The organism is Streptomyces sp. NBC_00354 (genome assembly GCF_036106915.1).
Classification (GTDB): domain Bacteria; phylum Actinomycetota; class Actinomycetes; order Streptomycetales; family Streptomycetaceae; genus Streptomyces.
In genome coordinates, this window is record NZ_CP107983.1 from 208,566 (window position 1) to 222,358 (window position 13,793).

Here is a 13,793-nt window from a genome sequence, read left to right on the forward strand (position 1 = left end):
GGCGCATCATGGGCTGGTGACGACATGGATGCGCTGCTAATGGGACGAGGAAAACGTCTGGTTCTACTTCGAGGTTGATGCCGAAGGCTGGGTGATCCGGCAGGTCGAACTCGAAGGGCCTGAGCTGACCCCGATCGCAGCTGTCTCCGTCGCCGAGTGGCAGCGGGCCGACGACGCAGGTTGCCTCGATGAGTACGACAGCAGGTTCGGGATCACAGCCGAGCTGCCCGTCTCGGAATGGGAAGGCCACGACCCCGAGCAACTTACCTCCGAGGACTTCGAGGAAGTCTGGGGTCCTGCCCGTCGGCAGATCACATCCCGTCCCAGCTGACCTCTCGGCCCCGAGGAGGCTTCTTGGCATCATCACGACATGACCCCGCCCCTTCCTCGCACTGTCCGAGCAGTCAACACCGCTCAGCTCCTGGACCTGGCCCAAGAGGCCGCCAGGCACGGCTTCAGCCAGCGGCTCCCGGTCGACTGGCTCCAAGAGCACCTCGCCGCAGAGACGACGCACTACCTGTTCCCTACCCTCGTAGAGCGGCTCACGCACCGTCCCGAGATGCCGCTGCAGTGGAGGTGCCAGCAGCTTCTGACCATCAGCACCGGCGAACAGATCTGGGGTCTGCTCGACATCCTTCCCAGCACGTTCGACAAGATCCCGGAAACCTTGGACACGCCGTCCAAGAAGGACATCGTCAGCCGCATCGAGCAAGCAGTGACCGTGCGCGAGTGGGTGGAACGGGCTGCCGATGCAGGTTCATGACGCCCCCGGGCAGCGGTGCAGCCTGCCGGACAGTCGGAGGGGATGACACCGATCTGAGACAGCCGCCGCCCGACACGTCATGAGACTAAAGGGGAACGTCCAGGTCACAGCGTCGGCGCATGACACCGAAAAGAAGGCACCTACACCAGCTGTAGGATCTCAAATCTCGCGTCACAATCTCATCTCCGATGGCACATAGGCGGCACATATGCCGTCCTCAACATCCCCCTCCGGCCACGCGGCGGAGCCAGCCACCAGGCCGCCCTACGCGCCGGTGACGAAGCCGAGGCTCTTCCCTCCATCCTCCGCAAAGCCTTCACCGGCCCATACGCACGACAGCGGCTCTCGCGCTGCCTGGCAGCCCAATCCCACCCACCCTCACCGAAGCAGCCCAAGACCTCGGCATCCACCACTCGACCCTGGCGATCCAGCTCAACCGACTCGAAGCGGACCTCGGACACCCCCTCTTCGAACGAGCCGAACGTGGTACGGCCATGAAACTGACCCCATTCGGGAAACGAGTCGCCGCAGCCGCCCAGAAGATCCCGGTGAGGAAATGCCACGACGGTGAGAGGAAACACCCATCCAAGCCGTGAGACAGTGGGAAGCTGCTCAGCGCCTGGTCTCGTACCTGGTCAGGACCACGCCGCCGGGAAACGTCCGCGTCTCCACCAGGCTCAGGTTCACCCAGCTGTCCAGCGCGGTGAAGAACGGCGTGCCGCCGCCCACCAGGACCGGATGGGCGGCGATCGCGTACTCGTCGATCAGCCCGGCGCGCATGGCCGCCCCGGCGAGCGTTGCGCCGCCGATGTTCATTGGGCCGCCGTCCTCGGCCTTGAGCCGGGTGATCTCGGCGATCGCGTCGCCGGTGACCAGGCGGGTGTTCCAGTCGACCTTGTCGATCGTCGAGGAGAACACCACCTTCGGCGTGTCCCGCCAGTTGCGCGCGAACTCGATCTCCGCCGGGGTGGCGTTGGGCTGCTGGTCGCCGGTCGGCCAGTAGGAGCTCATCGTCTCCCATAGCTTGCGCCCATACAGCGACAGGCCACTCGCCTGCTCGTGGTCGAGCCACCACTGGAACAGCTCGTGGCTCGGCGGTCCGCTCCAGCCGATGTCGTCGCCGGCCGCGGCGATGTAGCCGTCCAGGGTCAGGTTCATGCCGTAGATCAGTTTCCGCATGGCCCAGCCTTCCGTCAGTGGGTGTCCGGCGTGTAGACCAGCGCGGAGCGGGAAACTCATCGGTGCGCGATCTGGGCTCGCCGGTAGTCCTCGTGCTCGGGGCTCAGCGTGGTGTACTCGGCCGACACGTGCAAGCCGCCCGATCTCGACCTCGCCCACGCGAGGAAATGCCACGGATTTGAGACTGATCATGGGTGACAAGGCCGTGAGACAGCCAAGGACGCCCAGGTCACGCAAGATCGACATGTCACGAGCGGCGAGACCCCACACCAGCTGTAGGGTCTCAAATTTCGTGGCCGAATCTCACGGCAGATGGCCAAGCGGTGGCCGATTGGCCATGAACTGAGACCGGCCGGTCGGCCGGTTCGCTCATTCTCAGATCCTCCGCCACCACCTAAACCAGCTCGCGCGTGCGCAGCCGGGCCAGCACAGCAGACCGGATACGGGCCGGGAGCTTGTCGGGCATGAGCGCACCGTAGGACTGCGCCCCCACCGTCCGCCTCCCGACACACCATGTCGCAGGCAGACCCGGGCGACGGTCGCCCGCCGCGTGGCTCGGGCACGGATCCGCGTGCCTGTCGCGGAAGACGCCGCACAGAGCCGCCGCACCCGAAAGATCCCCGGCTGCGCCGCAGGCGGCGCTGATGGCGTCTGCCCAGGCGCCCGGGAACAGCCGTGCGGCGAAGAGCACCGCCACGACGACCGCGACCCCAGGCGACCCACTGCATCTTGATCTGGCGTCGTAAGCACTCCAGCTCCTGCTCGTGGACAGTCGGTTCCGGGTCGGGCTCGTACTGGTCGCGGTGGTCATCGTGACTGCCAGAGCCGTGCTGAGCATGGCTGCGCAGCGCGGCGGCGGCCTGGCGAAGCACCGGGCTCGTGCATCAGGATCGGCGTGCAACCACGTCGGGTGATTCGGCGTGCTAGGTGGCGGGGAGTATTCCTGACCGAGTGTTGCCGCTCGGGCCGTCTCATGACGATTGTCTGCACGGGGGTCCTGTGAAGCCAGGAGAAGTGCTCGTCGACCGGTACCGGTTGCATGGTGAACTGGGACGGGGTGGATTCGGGACGGTCTGGAAGGCGTTCGACGAACGTCTTCAACGGCAGGTTGCAGTCAAGATTCTGTACCGCAGCGCTACGGAGTCAGGGTGGAGCAAGGCGGCAGCTCGGTTCTGGCAGGAAGCAATCACGGCCGGTGGCCTGTCTAGCGACCACATCGTCGTCGTGCACGACTTCGGACGGGTGAGTCATTCTGACGGACCGCGCGACTTCCTGGTGATGGAGCTGCTCGAGGGACGACCTCTGTCTCAGATAGTGGCCTGTGGAGTGATTCCGATCAATCAGGCTCTTTCGTGGGCGGGTCAGATCTGCAGAGCGCTCGAGGCGGCACATCGAGCGGGTGTGATTCACCGGGATATCAAGCCGCAGAACGTCATCGTGAATGAAGACACATCACGCCTGAAGGTTGTGGACTTCGGAATTGCGAAGAGTGCTTCGTTGCCGCTGAACTTGACCGAGACGAGGGAGGTGATCGGCTCTTGGCTGTACATGGCTCCTGAACGTGCAGACCTGCACGCGACTGTCGACGAGCGTTCGGACCTGTATTCCCTGGGGTGCCTTCTGTATGAGCTCCTGACGGGACATCCGCCGTTCTACGATCCGGATGCGACGCCGGCAGCGATCCTGCACTGCCACATGCGGGTAACCCCTCCCCCGCCCAGTCATACCCGTAGGGAACTCCCCCGAGGATCTGGACAGGCTCGTCCTCGAAATGCTCTCGAAAGATCCGGCCGCACGCCCGTCGAAGGCCTCGGAGGTGCGTGCACGTCTCTCGGCTCTGGCGTCCGTTCCACAGACCGCTGCCAGCTCGCTCGCAATGCCGCAGCCCATGAACATGAGGGAACAGGCTGTCCAGCAGCGGGTACAAAGGGCCGTACAGGCAGGCGACGCTGGTCAGGTATTGCTGGCCCGCAACCTCCTGCAGGACATCAGCCGGGAAAGCATTCAGCTGTACGGCGCCGCCCATCCGTGCACACTTCTGGCTCGGCTTGAATGGGTATGCCTGCAGGGCGAGCTCGACTGGGATCGCGGTCGGGCGATGGCTGCCGACCTTCTAGCCGACTGCGAGCAGGCACTTGGGACTCCACATCCGCTCACGCTGCGATGCCGCTCGGTGCACGGACATTTGACGGCTACCCTTGCCGACCCTGATCGGGCGCGGATTCTACTCGCATCCGTCATTGATGACTGCACTGCACATCTGGGAGCGGAGGCAGTCGAAACTCTCGAGGCCCGTGTATGGCAGGCAGATGCTGTGGATTCTGCTGGAGACCACGCTGAAGCACTCAGGCTCAACAGCCAGTTGATGCGCGACTGTGAGCGAGCACTCGGCCAGGTTCATTCGTTGACGCTGACTGCACGCCTTCAGCACGCGTTGTGCATGATCGACACAAGCGGGACGGCTGCAGCAGCGGTCTTTTACACACCAGCCCTCTCCAGTGGTGTGGCCCGCCTCGGTGAGGACTCGAGCCTGGTTCTTACGGCACAGCTCGGGTGGCTTACGAAGAGTACGGACAGCATGTCGCCAGCCCGTTTGAAGTACGAGCTGGAGCTACTCCTGCCAGGCGTGATCCGCAACTACGGCGACCATGCAGCCCCTACGTTCGTGACGCGGGGACTAATAGCAGTGGCTACGGCGACCGAAGGTCAGACAGCTGCATTGGATCAGTTGGGGGTCCCTCATTGCCAGCAGTTCAGTAGCACTGGGCGCGAAGTCGACGACCACACTCGCCCTGAAGGGTCTGCTTGCCGAGTGCGCTGGCTTGCTAGGGAACGCAGGCAAGGCGCGCGACTTGATGTGGGATGTGCGAGCCGAATTGGAGGAGGTGCTCGGGTCTGACGCCTCCCTCGTGCGTGATGCTCGAGCAGGAGCCGAAAGATGGGCGAAAGCTTCTCCGTGGCATAGTCGTATCCGTCGTCCGTCTTGGCTGAGAGGGTTCCAGTAGCTGTCGGGCCTCACAGGGACCACCCACTTGGGCGTCGCCAGAGGTGAAGCGTCAGATTTTCAGCACGAACGGACTGGCGGTGCCGTGGTGCTCCTTGGCACTGCTCGATGACACCGAGCAGAGCAAGGACGTCCACCGGGCCGTAGGTGAGATGTGGTTCCGTCTCGGCTCCCACCTCCCCTGACCCCCTGGCGCCAAGCCGTGTGCGACTACAGCGCCAACTCGACCCGAAGATCCGTTCCTCACAAGAGACGCATACGCAGTCGGTCGGTCCGCTTCCCGAAGTCGGTGTCTGATCTGCGCCGGTCGTAGACGGCCCCGGGCCGGATACCTGCGAAAAGAGCGGCCGCCGGAGCACGCCATGGGCGGCGAGGTAGTCGTAGAAAGCCGTCCGCTGCACGCCAGTGACCGCACCGGCCGGCTCCGGGGTGACGCGGGTGGCGGTGGCCCGTGGCAGCGGCGAAGCCGGCATCGGGGCGGCGACGCTGGATAGACAGCCGCGGTCGTGATGCTGGCTTCCGCCGGCACCCTTACTCTTCGCCATACCGGCACTGTGATACTCGAGGAACTGGCGGCGGCGTTCTGGTGTGAAGCGGGAGGGGCGGCGCCCCGCGCGGCGCGCGGGGCTGGCGCGGCCGGCACCGGTGGCCGCGCGGCAGTGACAGCCGCAGACACGATCGCACGCATCACCACGCCCCCGGCCAGCATGCCCAAACCCGCAACTGGCCGAGCGGAGAACACCCGAAACCGAGTACCGCCTCAGACGCGGACCGCCGCTCAAAGACACTGCGTCGCCCCAAAGAGCCTGTGGACGGCACCCTGCGCGAAAGCCGGTCAAACACCGGCCAAGAGGTGCCGTAGAGTGGGTTTCACCGACGCGGGGTGGAGCAGCTCGGTAGCTCGCTGGGCTCATAACCCAGAGGTCGCAGGTTCAAATCCTGTCCCCGCTACTACACCGGAAGGGCCCGGATCTTCAATGGATCCGGGCCCTTCCGTGCGTGCAGGGGTGCTTCGGGGTGTGGGGCCAGGTTTTTGGCCGGTCCGTCTGATCGGGCCCGGGTTGGCTAGCCAATCAGTCGGTGGTGATGTTGTCGTACGCGATGGTCGCTGTCTCCTTCGCCGGGTTTCGCGCTGCCGGATCGGGGCGGGCCGCTCCACCACCCAGCATGGCGGTGCTCCGGCCGGCCCCGGCCCCACCAGGCCCGCACGGCGCCCTCCGCCGCTCGCCGAGCGCGCCCGGTCGGCGGCCATCAGCGCGAGTTCCAGCACTATCGGCGCGGCCCGGCCGGTGGCACCGTGCCGCCGGTGGACCTGACCCGAACGAGTGGTGATGGGAGACGCGCCGCGTCGGCGGCTCGCGGCGGATCGATTCGCCGGGCGCAGCCCTCATAGGGTCAGCCCCGCAGTGACCCCTTGATCATCTCCAGAAGGGATCCACCCCGCATGAAGCTCCGCAACGCCGTCGCCGCCGCCCTCGGCGCCCTCGCGCTCACCCTGTCGATGTCCGGATCGGCGCTGGCCGCCACCGGCGAGTTCCACTACAAGTTCAGCGACGCTGCCGGCGACGAACTGAGCGTCACCCTGCCCGACCCGCGCAGCGGCGAGTGCATCAACCTCTACGCCGTCGACTCCTACAAGTACCCGCCCGGCTACGCCCCGCACAACGAGACCGACGCCTGGGTGACCGTCTACACGGACACCAACTGCGACGGCGACCAGTGGCGGCTCAAGCCCCACGGCCGTCAAGCTTCCGACCGCCTCCTCGTGCGCTCGGTCCGATTCGACGAGCCCGTTGAAGGACATCCGGCCGCCAGATAGCACCCGAGTCAGAAACTCTCTCGAAGGCGGGGATGACCGGGGGCCTCGGAGAAGCGACCGCCACCCCCCGGTCAGTGCTGGGCGCGGGTACCGAAGGGAAGCCGCCCTGACAACTGGGGCCGCATCGAGTCAGAACGTGCGAGCGAGCGGCTGAAAGAACGGAAGGCTGTTCAAGGCGTCCGTGAACTCTGCGCCCCGCTCCTGCGACTCCCGGATGTCCCCATCGTCCAAACCTTCTTCCACGATCCACTTTTGCAGGGCCCGCTTGGGCTTCTTGATCTTCTGCTTGTTGAAGGGGTCGAGGCTCTTGCTGGCGGTTTCGTCGCCCACCGGACCGGCCGTGTGAGCAGCAGCCGGCGCCACGACAAGTGAGGCCAATACAAGCGCAGCCACAGCCGTAGCGCGTCGCAGGTGAGCAGCCATCAGGATTCCTTCCAAGCGGATGTGAACTCGCTCCGCCGGAGGGCAAACTGCTCAGCTTGCCGAAGGTGTCGTACCCCGCCGCGCGCCAAGGCCTGCTGCCAAAACGCTGCGTCTCAACGACGTTTTGGGCGGCCCGGTGCTACTGCCGCCAGAGCGCTCTGGTCACCGGGCCTCGCCCGCGCACACCCTATCGACGCGGACTGAACCGACCGTAGCCACGCCCAACCACCACCCCGCATCACAAGCACAGCGTTCGGCATCCCGAGTGACATGCGCGGGCAAGGGTTGACGCCCGACGCCGACACCAGCCACCCCCACCAAAGCCCTCACCGTTCTCGCATCCCCCCGCCGACCACGCGCAAGCAGCCCCAGCGTCGCAGTGGACCGAGGACGCGGAGTCGCCTGTTGCGTACGCCGGGGCTTGATGCCGACCGCTGAAGAAGGCTGTTCCCGAGCCGGTCAGCTTGTCATTCACCCCCTCAGGGTCGTCATCGTGCCCCTTGGCCTCGTCGTGTCCACGGCACCCGGCCCTGCCTGTTGTCAGGTGAACAAGTGGCTGATACCGCCTTGGCCATCCGTTCCGTTCCAAATCACGGCCCCCACCCAGAACGGAAACCAAAAGACCCGTTCCGGCAGGACTGAAGCGGCAAGGAGCCAGACGACAGGCAGAACAGTGAACAGCAGACAGCAGGACAGTCCCCGGCCGAACGTGTGCGACTGCCCAGTCGAATTCGTAGTCACCTCGCGAAGGTAGGCGACGCTCACAAGTCGCACATGAGTAGCCGTACCTACTTTGCCGCTCGCCTCATGGTCCGTCTGGGTTTGGTGCCCTGCCTGTGATGGCGCTGTCCGTCATGCACTGGGCGGTCACCGACCCCCTGGGCTGGCGGGAGTCGCAGATCGACAAGGGGCGGCGCGAGAACGGCCATCCCTCCCACCCGTTCCTGCCGCTTACGGCCGAGGAGGTGCGCGCCTGGCCCCACCCAGTCACATCCCGCACCGCCGGCGAGCTGCTCGCCTCGCCGGCCCAGGAGTGGTCCTTCGAGCCCTCCCGGTCCGGTCTCGAGCAATCCGGGACGAGGTGCTGGCCGACGCCCGGACGGTGCTCGGCCGGTACGGTCCCAACCCCGTCTTCCGGACCTCTTCCGACCTGGCCCGGACCTCCGACTCGCCAGACTTCCTGGCCGACGAACTCGCCGGCGGCCGCGCCTTCACCGGCTACATGACGGACCTCGGCCTGATCACAGTGAGCGCGGACGAGGTCGGGGGCTGCTGGTCGTTCAACGCGCGTTAAGCAGGCCTGCCCTGGCCGAACCGGAACAAAGCGGAGACCCTGACCAGAGGCTGCTGCCAACTGGTCCTCGCCGCGGAGACCCCGCTTGAGGAGGTCTCCTTGGCGCTTGGCACAGCAAGGCACAGGCGGCGCCAGAAGCATGGCCGCACCGAAATCGGAGTGCCAGGGCGGCGCCACCTTGTGACACTAGCCCAATGATCAACATGCCTACCGCTGCCCTGGACTCGTTGTCCGGGCTCGCCTTCGGTGATGCCTTCGGTGACCGCTGGTTCGGCATCCTGCGCCGCGAAGGCCCCGCAGCCTTGGAAGCACGGATCTTGCCCCCGGAGCCACTGTGGCAGTGGAGCGACGACACCGCCCAGGCGCTCGTTCTCGTCCGGGAACTCGCCGATGGCGACGGCGCCATCGACCAAGACCGCCTCGCCCGCCACCTCGCCGCCACCTACGCCGACGACACGCACCGCGGCTACGGAGCCTCAATGCACGACGTACTCCGCCGGATCGGCGCGGGCGAGCCCTGGCGGGAGGTGGTGGCCGGACAGTTCGGCGGCCAGGGCTCCTGGGGCAACGGCGCGGCCATGCGCGTCGCCCCGCTCGGCGCCTGGCACGCCGCCGACCTCGACTCCGTCGCCGAACAGGCCGCCAGCCAGAGCGCGGTCTCGCACCACCACCCGGAAGCCGTCGCCGCGGCGGTCGCGGTAGCCCTCGGCGCAGCGCTGGCAACCCGCAGCCGCGGCGGGCCTGCACCAACACGTCCGGACTTCCTCCAGACGGTCGCCGCACGACTGCCCGACAGTGACGTCCGGTCGGGACTGGGGGTCGCGGCCCGGATGCCGGCACGCACCTCGGTTCGGCATGCCGCCAAGGTCCTGGGCTCCGGCTACCGAATGTCAGGGCCCGACACCGTCCCCTACGCCCTGTGGTGCGCGGCAGGGCATCTCGACGACCTGCACGAGGGCCTGTGGTTCACCGTCGCCGGGCGCGGCGACATCGACACCACCTGCGCCATCGCGGGCGGGGTCATCGCCGCTCGAACGGGTGTCACCGCTCTCCCGGCCGCCTGGCACACAGCCCGCGAACCGCTGCCCCCGTTCCGGTCGGAGTAGACCCTCAAACAGGTGCGGCCACAGTCGGCCCCGCCCGATTCAATCGGACTTGCACAAGGAGAACCCTCTGGCCCGGGAGTTGAACGAGCGGGCCCGCCCCCAGGTCCGCGCCCTTGGTGTCGGGCCCCACCCCATTCGAGGCCCAGCAGAGGCAGCACCTGAAGCGGGGACGCAGGTCCACCGCGGTGCTGCCAGTCAGGCCCGGCACGGTCACTCACGCCTGGCCGGACCTGACCTCCGAACAGATCACCGACGCCTGCATCCTGCTCGGCGCCGGACAAACCCGAACCGCCGTCGCCGCCAAGCTGCGCGTCTCCCGATGGACACTCAGCCGCGCCCTCGACACCGCCTCCCGCTGACGCCCGCCACAACCGCGAACGGCGTCCGCCGATAGCCGGACCTGGCCGCAACGGCCGACCGAACGCGTCCCGGAGCGTACCGGCCTGCCTCAGCCGGTGCCGTCCTGCACCGGATAGTGGATGATGACCGCACCGCCGGTGGCGTAGTTGGCGACATCGGCGGCCACCCGCTGGCCTTGCGGCGACGCCCGCGCCGCGGCCATGGCGGCGGCGTCAGCGAAGTCGCCTTCGAAGACCGCGAAATACGGCGCTTCTCCCTTGGTCGCCGCCACGTCGAAGCTGTAGCGCCACGCAAGCAGGCCGGGCCAATTCATGACCAGTGGAAGGTGGTTGGTCACGTAGTAGTCGCGGAAGTGGTCAGGGTCGGCGGGCTTGGAATACAGGACCACCAACTTATGCATGACGACCTCCGTCCAGAGACGAGACCGTAACGCTCCGGGTGACCTGGGAGCTCCTGCCAAGAACTGCCGCCGACCTCGCTAGGTGCGGAGCATCGGGATCTGGGTGAGGACGGAGGTGGTTTCGAGGAGCGCGTGGGAGTCGGTGGCCAGCCACAGCGGGAGGTCGCCGACGAAGGCTACGACATCGGGGAGGGCCCGGGTGGGTCGGGTCGCGCCAGAATCCATAGTCGAGCACACCGGGCTCGGTGGCCGCGGCCTTCGCGAGAGCCGTGAGGGCGGACTCGAAATCGGCGGTGTGCGTGAGTGCGATGTCCAGTACTGCGGTCAGTTGAATCGTCATATGCGCAGGTTAGGGCTTGATGTGCGGTCGAGGGAAAGACCGGTACGGGATAGGCTCAGAACGGATCGTTATCAATCGGCAGGGAGGGCACGTGGCGCCGGATACGGTGAGCCTGCGGTACTTCCTGGTGCTGGCGCAGGAGTTGAACTTCACCCGCGCGGCCGCACGGATCGGTATCGCACAGCCCGCACTCAGCGCCCGGATGCGCCGATTGGAGGCGGAACTCGGTACGGCCCTGCTGGTCCGCAACACGCGTAGCGTCGTATTGACCACGGCCGGTGCGGCTTTGGCGGAGTCCGCGCCGCCCGCCCTGGCGGCGCTGGACCGGGCATGGGACACCGCCCGGAGCGCGGCGGCCGGTGAACTGGGCACGCTGCGCATCGGATACAGCCTCAGCGCCGGGGCCGAGACGGCACCGGCCCTGGTGGACAGGCTGATTCGCGGCAACAACGGACTCGAGGTCGGCGCGGTCCCGATGACGACACCGGAGATCTCCCCCGCGGTCGCCGACGGCCGCATCGATGCCGGGATCACCCGCGGTGAACAGCCGGGCCGTGGCGTGCGCCGGTTCCTGCTGCGGCGTGAGCGCATCGGGGTCCAGCTTGCGCAGCACCATCCGCTGGCCGAACACCCGGAGATCGAGATCGCCGACGCGGCCGCGTATCCGCTGCGGCTCCCGGACCGTGCGGCCAACCCCGTGATCCACGATCAGCTGTCCGCAGTGTTCCGAGACACCCGACCACACCCCCGATTCCACACGCCCGCAGTCTCTTTCGACATGTCTCAGCGCGACCTGCGCGACGGGGTCACCCTCGCCCCGGCTGGAGAAGCCGCGGCCACGGCACAACCGGCCGGTCTCACCTGGCGACCGCTGCGAGGCGCGCCCAGCCTGACGATCCACCTGGTCCTCCCACGCGAGCAGTCGCCACTACACCGCCGCATCCGTGCCGTCGCCAAAGCCCTGGCGCACGAGCTGCACTGGCTGCCGGACTGACGCGCAAGAGGTCAAGCGAGACGGACGTCTGCGGTGGCGAGGCCGAAGACCTTGCGCCGGGCGGCCGTGGTGACGGCGAACTCGTGTTCGGTCGGCGCGAACCGGGCCACCGCGTCGACCTCGCGCACCACGGTCGCCGGATTGTGCGGGCGCCCGGTGTTCCGCAGGACCTCGCGGGTGTCGCTGTACATCGTGATGAGCACGCCTCCGGCGAACGTCAGCTGGTCCTCCTCCAGGTCCGCGAGGTGCTCGACGATCGCGGTGCGGTCGCGTGCGACGTAGGCGCGCGTCAGGTCGAGGGCGCGCCACGCGGCCTCGTCCATCCGGGGGTCGGTGCGGTCGGCGAAGTCCTTCATCGTGGCTCCGTGGTCGATCGAGCGGAGGGGGTAGTGCGGGGGTGGGGCACGGCAGTGGGCAGCCCCAGGTCGAGGCGCTTGTCCATGTCGAGGCGGAACGTTCCGTACGGGTTGACGTTGGACCAGAACAGGGCGGTCAGGCCGCGCCGGTCCTCGCCGGTGAGCTTCTTCGCCCACGCCGGCTCGGCCAGGACCTGCTGCACCAGCAGGGTGTTGACGTGCACGAGCGCGGACTGGAGCAGGTGCAGGGCGAGCATCGACGTCTCGGCGTGCTCCTTGTCCGGGCCGGTCAGGGCGCCGACCTTGCCGTAGTGGAGCACCGTGTTCGCGCTGTTCCAGTTCTCCACGACCTGGAGCCCGCCGTGGATCTCACGGCGCAGGCCGGGGTGGGCGAGGTAGTCGCAGGCGAAGATCGTGCGCACGGCGCGGCCGAGTTCCTCAAGTGCCCGATAGGTGGGGTGCTTGGGGCCTCCGCGGGTGAAACGCCGCAGCACTTGCTCGGCCTCCGCCGTCCCGAGGCGGAGCGCGGTCGCGTACTTCACCACCTGGTCGTACTGCTGCTCGATCAGCTCCCAGCGGATCCGCCGCGTCAGCGAGGCGCCGAGTGCCGGCCAGCCCGGCGGGGTGTCATCCGGGCGGTACAGGCGGATGCTGCCGATGTTCTTCAAGCGGGGCAGCAGCCGGAACTTGAGCAGCTCGGTGAGCGCGAAGCCGACCACGGAGGCGCCGTGCGTGTCGACGTAGTTCGCCTCGATCTCGGCGTCCGTGCAGTGCCGCAGCAGTCCCTCGATCATCGCCGCGACCTCGGACGACGAACACGACTTCAGCTGGGAGTAGATGCAGACGTTCTTCCGCTCCACGTGCCAGTAGATCACCACGCCGTTGCCGCCGTAACGGGCGTGGTACTCGGTCATGAAGTTGCTGGACCAGAAGCCAAACTTCTTCGAGTCCGACGCGCACGCCGTACCGCGGCCCCACCACTCGGTATCGCGGGCGGCGAAGGTCCCGTTGACCAGCCTGGTCACGGCTGCCCGGAGGTAGTCGACGGTGATGAAGTGCCGGCGCACATGCCGCAGTACCGCCTCGCTCTCGCCGTGCTCGCCGGTCGCCACGATCGCGCGGATCCCCATGTTCGTGCCCAGCGCGAACAGCGCGAGCAGGAGCCGGCGCTGGAGAACGTCCCGGTCGATGCGCTCGTAGGCGGCCACCGAGGAGAACTCGTCGGTGAAGCCGGTCATGAAGTCGGCATTCTTCAGCACATCCAGCAGGTCCAGGACACCCCAGCGCCGTACGACCTCGTCCTTCAACGCCTGCAGACCGGTCGGCTCAGCCAGCGGCTCCAGCTTCGGCACGGTGATCCACGGCTCGCCTCGACGTGTGGTGACCTTCACCCCGCCCGCGCTGCCGTCCGCGAGCGCGGCAGTGAGCCCGTCCAGGCCCGCCGTCATCCGCTTCTTCAGATCGGCGATGAACGCGCCCGGGTTCATCAGCTGGCGGATCGCCGCGTAGTGCACGGTGCGGGTGGCGTCAAAATCACCGGGCAGGTCGTCCTCCGGATTCCGCCAACGAGCCGCACCCTCGACGTAGATCTCCCGGCGGCGCACCGCATCCCGCAGCGCGACCAGCACACACAGCTCGTACGGGATGCGCTCGACCCTGCCCTTGTCGTCGACGACCGCCTCACGCCAGTCCTTGCGCACCACGCCGTCCATCGGCGGCTCGTCCTCGGCGGTGTCGTAGAAGCGGGTCTTGCCG

Annotated in this window: 15 protein-coding genes, 1 tRNA gene and 1 pseudogene; 11 read left to right on the plus strand and 6 right to left on the minus strand. The window is 67.3% G+C overall.

Annotation, left to right across the window (positions count from 1 at the left end; genetic code table 11):
- The first annotated feature begins 28 nt into the window (after nucleotides 1-28).
- From OHT74_RS01010 to OHT74_RS01020, 3 genes and pseudogenes are all read left to right on the plus strand, one after another.
- Nucleotides 29-331 (plus strand): annotated as a pseudogene (locus tag OHT74_RS01010) (hypothetical protein).
- 39 nt (nucleotides 332-370) lie between these two features.
- Entirely contained in the window at nucleotides 371-763 is a 393-nt protein-coding gene (locus OHT74_RS01015; RefSeq protein ID WP_328618933.1) for a hypothetical protein, read from the plus strand.
- 365 nt (nucleotides 764-1,128) lie between these two features.
- Nucleotides 1,129-1,359 carry a LysR family transcriptional regulator gene (locus OHT74_RS01020; RefSeq protein ID WP_443047682.1) on the plus strand — a complete coding sequence of 77 codons (231 nt, stop codon included), beginning with the start codon at nucleotides 1,129-1,131 and terminating at the stop codon, nucleotides 1,357-1,359.
- A 16-nt stretch (nucleotides 1,360-1,375) separates the two neighbouring features.
- Here OHT74_RS01020 and OHT74_RS01025 read toward each other — a convergent pair whose 3' ends face one another.
- Nucleotides 1,376-1,942, minus strand: coding sequence for a dihydrofolate reductase family protein (locus OHT74_RS01025; RefSeq protein ID WP_266659616.1), 567 nt, complete (start codon nucleotides 1,940-1,942; stop codon nucleotides 1,376-1,378).
- 1,014 nt (nucleotides 1,943-2,956) lie between these two features.
- Here OHT74_RS01025 and OHT74_RS42035 point away from each other — a divergent pair.
- The 4 genes from OHT74_RS42035 (at nucleotide 2,957) to OHT74_RS01040 (ending at nucleotide 6,765) form a co-directional block, all read left to right on the plus strand.
- The gene (locus tag OHT74_RS42035) at nucleotides 2,957-3,994 is read left to right on the plus strand and encodes a serine/threonine-protein kinase (protein ID WP_443047240.1); all 1,038 of its coding nucleotides are present in this window, start codon (nucleotides 2,957-2,959) and stop codon (nucleotides 3,992-3,994) included.
- 996 nt (nucleotides 3,995-4,990) lie between these two features.
- A complete protein-coding gene (locus tag OHT74_RS01030; RefSeq protein WP_328618934.1) occupies nucleotides 4,991-5,131 on the plus strand; it encodes a hypothetical protein in 141 nt (46 codons plus the stop codon).
- A 692-nt stretch (nucleotides 5,132-5,823) separates the two neighbouring features.
- Nucleotides 5,824-5,897: transfer RNA gene (locus OHT74_RS01035), tRNA-Met, on the plus strand.
- Nucleotides 5,898-6,390: 493 nt separating this feature from the next.
- Nucleotides 6,391-6,765, plus strand: a complete 375-nt coding sequence (locus OHT74_RS01040) for a hypothetical protein (RefSeq protein ID WP_266659620.1) — start codon at nucleotides 6,391-6,393, stop codon at nucleotides 6,763-6,765.
- A gap of 129 nt (nucleotides 6,766-6,894) precedes the next feature.
- On the opposite strand, the gene OHT74_RS01045 is transcribed toward OHT74_RS01040, so the two are convergent.
- Nucleotides 6,895-7,188, minus strand: a complete 294-nt coding sequence (locus OHT74_RS01045) for a hypothetical protein (RefSeq protein ID WP_266659622.1) — start codon at nucleotides 7,186-7,188, stop codon at nucleotides 6,895-6,897.
- A gap of 1,081 nt (nucleotides 7,189-8,269) precedes the next feature.
- Between OHT74_RS01045 and OHT74_RS01050 the strand changes: the two genes are divergently transcribed.
- The 3 genes from OHT74_RS01050 to OHT74_RS01060 all read left to right on the plus strand — a co-directional run bounded on the left by OHT74_RS01050 (nucleotide 8,270) and on the right by OHT74_RS01060 (nucleotide 9,947).
- Nucleotides 8,270-8,482 carry a hypothetical protein gene (locus OHT74_RS01050; RefSeq protein ID WP_266659624.1) on the plus strand — a complete coding sequence of 71 codons (213 nt, stop codon included), beginning with the start codon at nucleotides 8,270-8,272 and terminating at the stop codon, nucleotides 8,480-8,482.
- A 194-nt stretch (nucleotides 8,483-8,676) separates the two neighbouring features.
- A complete protein-coding gene (locus OHT74_RS01055) occupies nucleotides 8,677-9,588 on the plus strand; it encodes an ADP-ribosylglycohydrolase family protein (protein WP_328618935.1) in 912 nt (303 codons plus the stop codon).
- A gap of 185 nt (nucleotides 9,589-9,773) precedes the next feature.
- Nucleotides 9,774-9,947, plus strand: a complete 174-nt coding sequence (locus OHT74_RS01060) for a hypothetical protein (RefSeq protein ID WP_328618936.1) — start codon at nucleotides 9,774-9,776, stop codon at nucleotides 9,945-9,947.
- A gap of 89 nt (nucleotides 9,948-10,036) precedes the next feature.
- Here OHT74_RS01060 and OHT74_RS01065 read toward each other — a convergent pair whose 3' ends face one another.
- Nucleotides 10,037-10,348 carry an EthD family reductase gene (locus OHT74_RS01065; protein ID WP_060905596.1) on the minus strand — a complete coding sequence of 104 codons (312 nt, stop codon included), beginning with the start codon at nucleotides 10,346-10,348 and terminating at the stop codon, nucleotides 10,037-10,039.
- A gap of 78 nt (nucleotides 10,349-10,426) precedes the next feature.
- Nucleotides 10,427-10,573 carry a hypothetical protein gene (locus OHT74_RS01070; RefSeq protein ID WP_327286445.1) on the minus strand — a complete coding sequence of 49 codons (147 nt, stop codon included), beginning with the start codon at nucleotides 10,571-10,573 and terminating at the stop codon, nucleotides 10,427-10,429.
- A gap of 206 nt (nucleotides 10,574-10,779) precedes the next feature.
- Here OHT74_RS01070 and OHT74_RS01075 point away from each other — a divergent pair, with 206 nt between their 5' ends.
- Complete coding sequence (locus OHT74_RS01075; RefSeq protein WP_328618937.1) at nucleotides 10,780-11,682, plus strand: LysR family transcriptional regulator; 903 nt, start codon at nucleotides 10,780-10,782, stop codon at nucleotides 11,680-11,682.
- 11 nt (nucleotides 11,683-11,693) lie between these two features.
- Here OHT74_RS01075 and OHT74_RS01080 read toward each other — a convergent pair whose 3' ends face one another.
- Both OHT74_RS01080 and OHT74_RS01085 read right to left on the minus strand, forming a co-directional pair.
- Nucleotides 11,694-12,038, minus strand: a complete 345-nt coding sequence (locus OHT74_RS01080; protein ID WP_328618938.1) for a hypothetical protein — start codon at nucleotides 12,036-12,038, stop codon at nucleotides 11,694-11,696.
- Nucleotides 12,035-13,750 (minus strand): transposase, encoded by a 1,716-nt coding sequence (locus OHT74_RS01085; protein WP_328618939.1) that lies wholly within the window; start codon nucleotides 13,748-13,750, stop codon nucleotides 12,035-12,037. The genes OHT74_RS01080 and OHT74_RS01085 overlap by 4 nt, the downstream gene beginning before the upstream one ends.
- Nucleotides 13,751-13,793: the final 43 nt, after the last annotated feature.

What these genes read in the sequence shown, in the direction of transcription:
- OHT74_RS01015 (WP_328618933.1), top strand. Translation starts at nt 371, where the DNA reads ATGACCCCGCCCCTTCCTCGCACTGTCCGAGCAGTCAACACCGCTCAG.
- OHT74_RS01025 (WP_266659616.1), bottom strand. Translation starts at nt 1,942, where the DNA reads ATGCGGAAACTGATCTACGGCATGAACCTGACCCTGGACGGCTACATC.
- OHT74_RS01040 (WP_266659620.1), top strand. Translation starts at nt 6,391, where the DNA reads ATGAAGCTCCGCAACGCCGTCGCCGCCGCCCTCGGCGCCCTCGCGCTC.
- OHT74_RS01045 (WP_266659622.1), bottom strand. Translation starts at nt 7,188, where the DNA reads ATGGCTGCTCACCTGCGACGCGCTACGGCTGTGGCTGCGCTTGTATTG.
- OHT74_RS01055 (WP_328618935.1), top strand. Translation starts at nt 8,677, where the DNA reads ATGATCAACATGCCTACCGCTGCCCTGGACTCGTTGTCCGGGCTCGCC.
- OHT74_RS01065 (WP_060905596.1), bottom strand. Translation starts at nt 10,348, where the DNA reads ATGCATAAGTTGGTGGTCCTGTATTCCAAGCCCGCCGACCCTGACCAC.
- OHT74_RS01070 (WP_327286445.1), bottom strand. Translation starts at nt 10,573, where the DNA reads ATGGATTCTGGCGCGACCCGACCCACCCGGGCCCTCCCCGATGTCGTA.
- OHT74_RS01080 (WP_328618938.1), bottom strand. Translation starts at nt 12,038, where the DNA reads ATGAAGGACTTCGCCGACCGCACCGACCCCCGGATGGACGAGGCCGCG.
- OHT74_RS01085 (WP_328618939.1), bottom strand. Translation starts at nt 13,750, where the DNA reads ATGGACGGCGTGGTGCGCAAGGACTGGCGTGAGGCGGTCGTCGACGAC.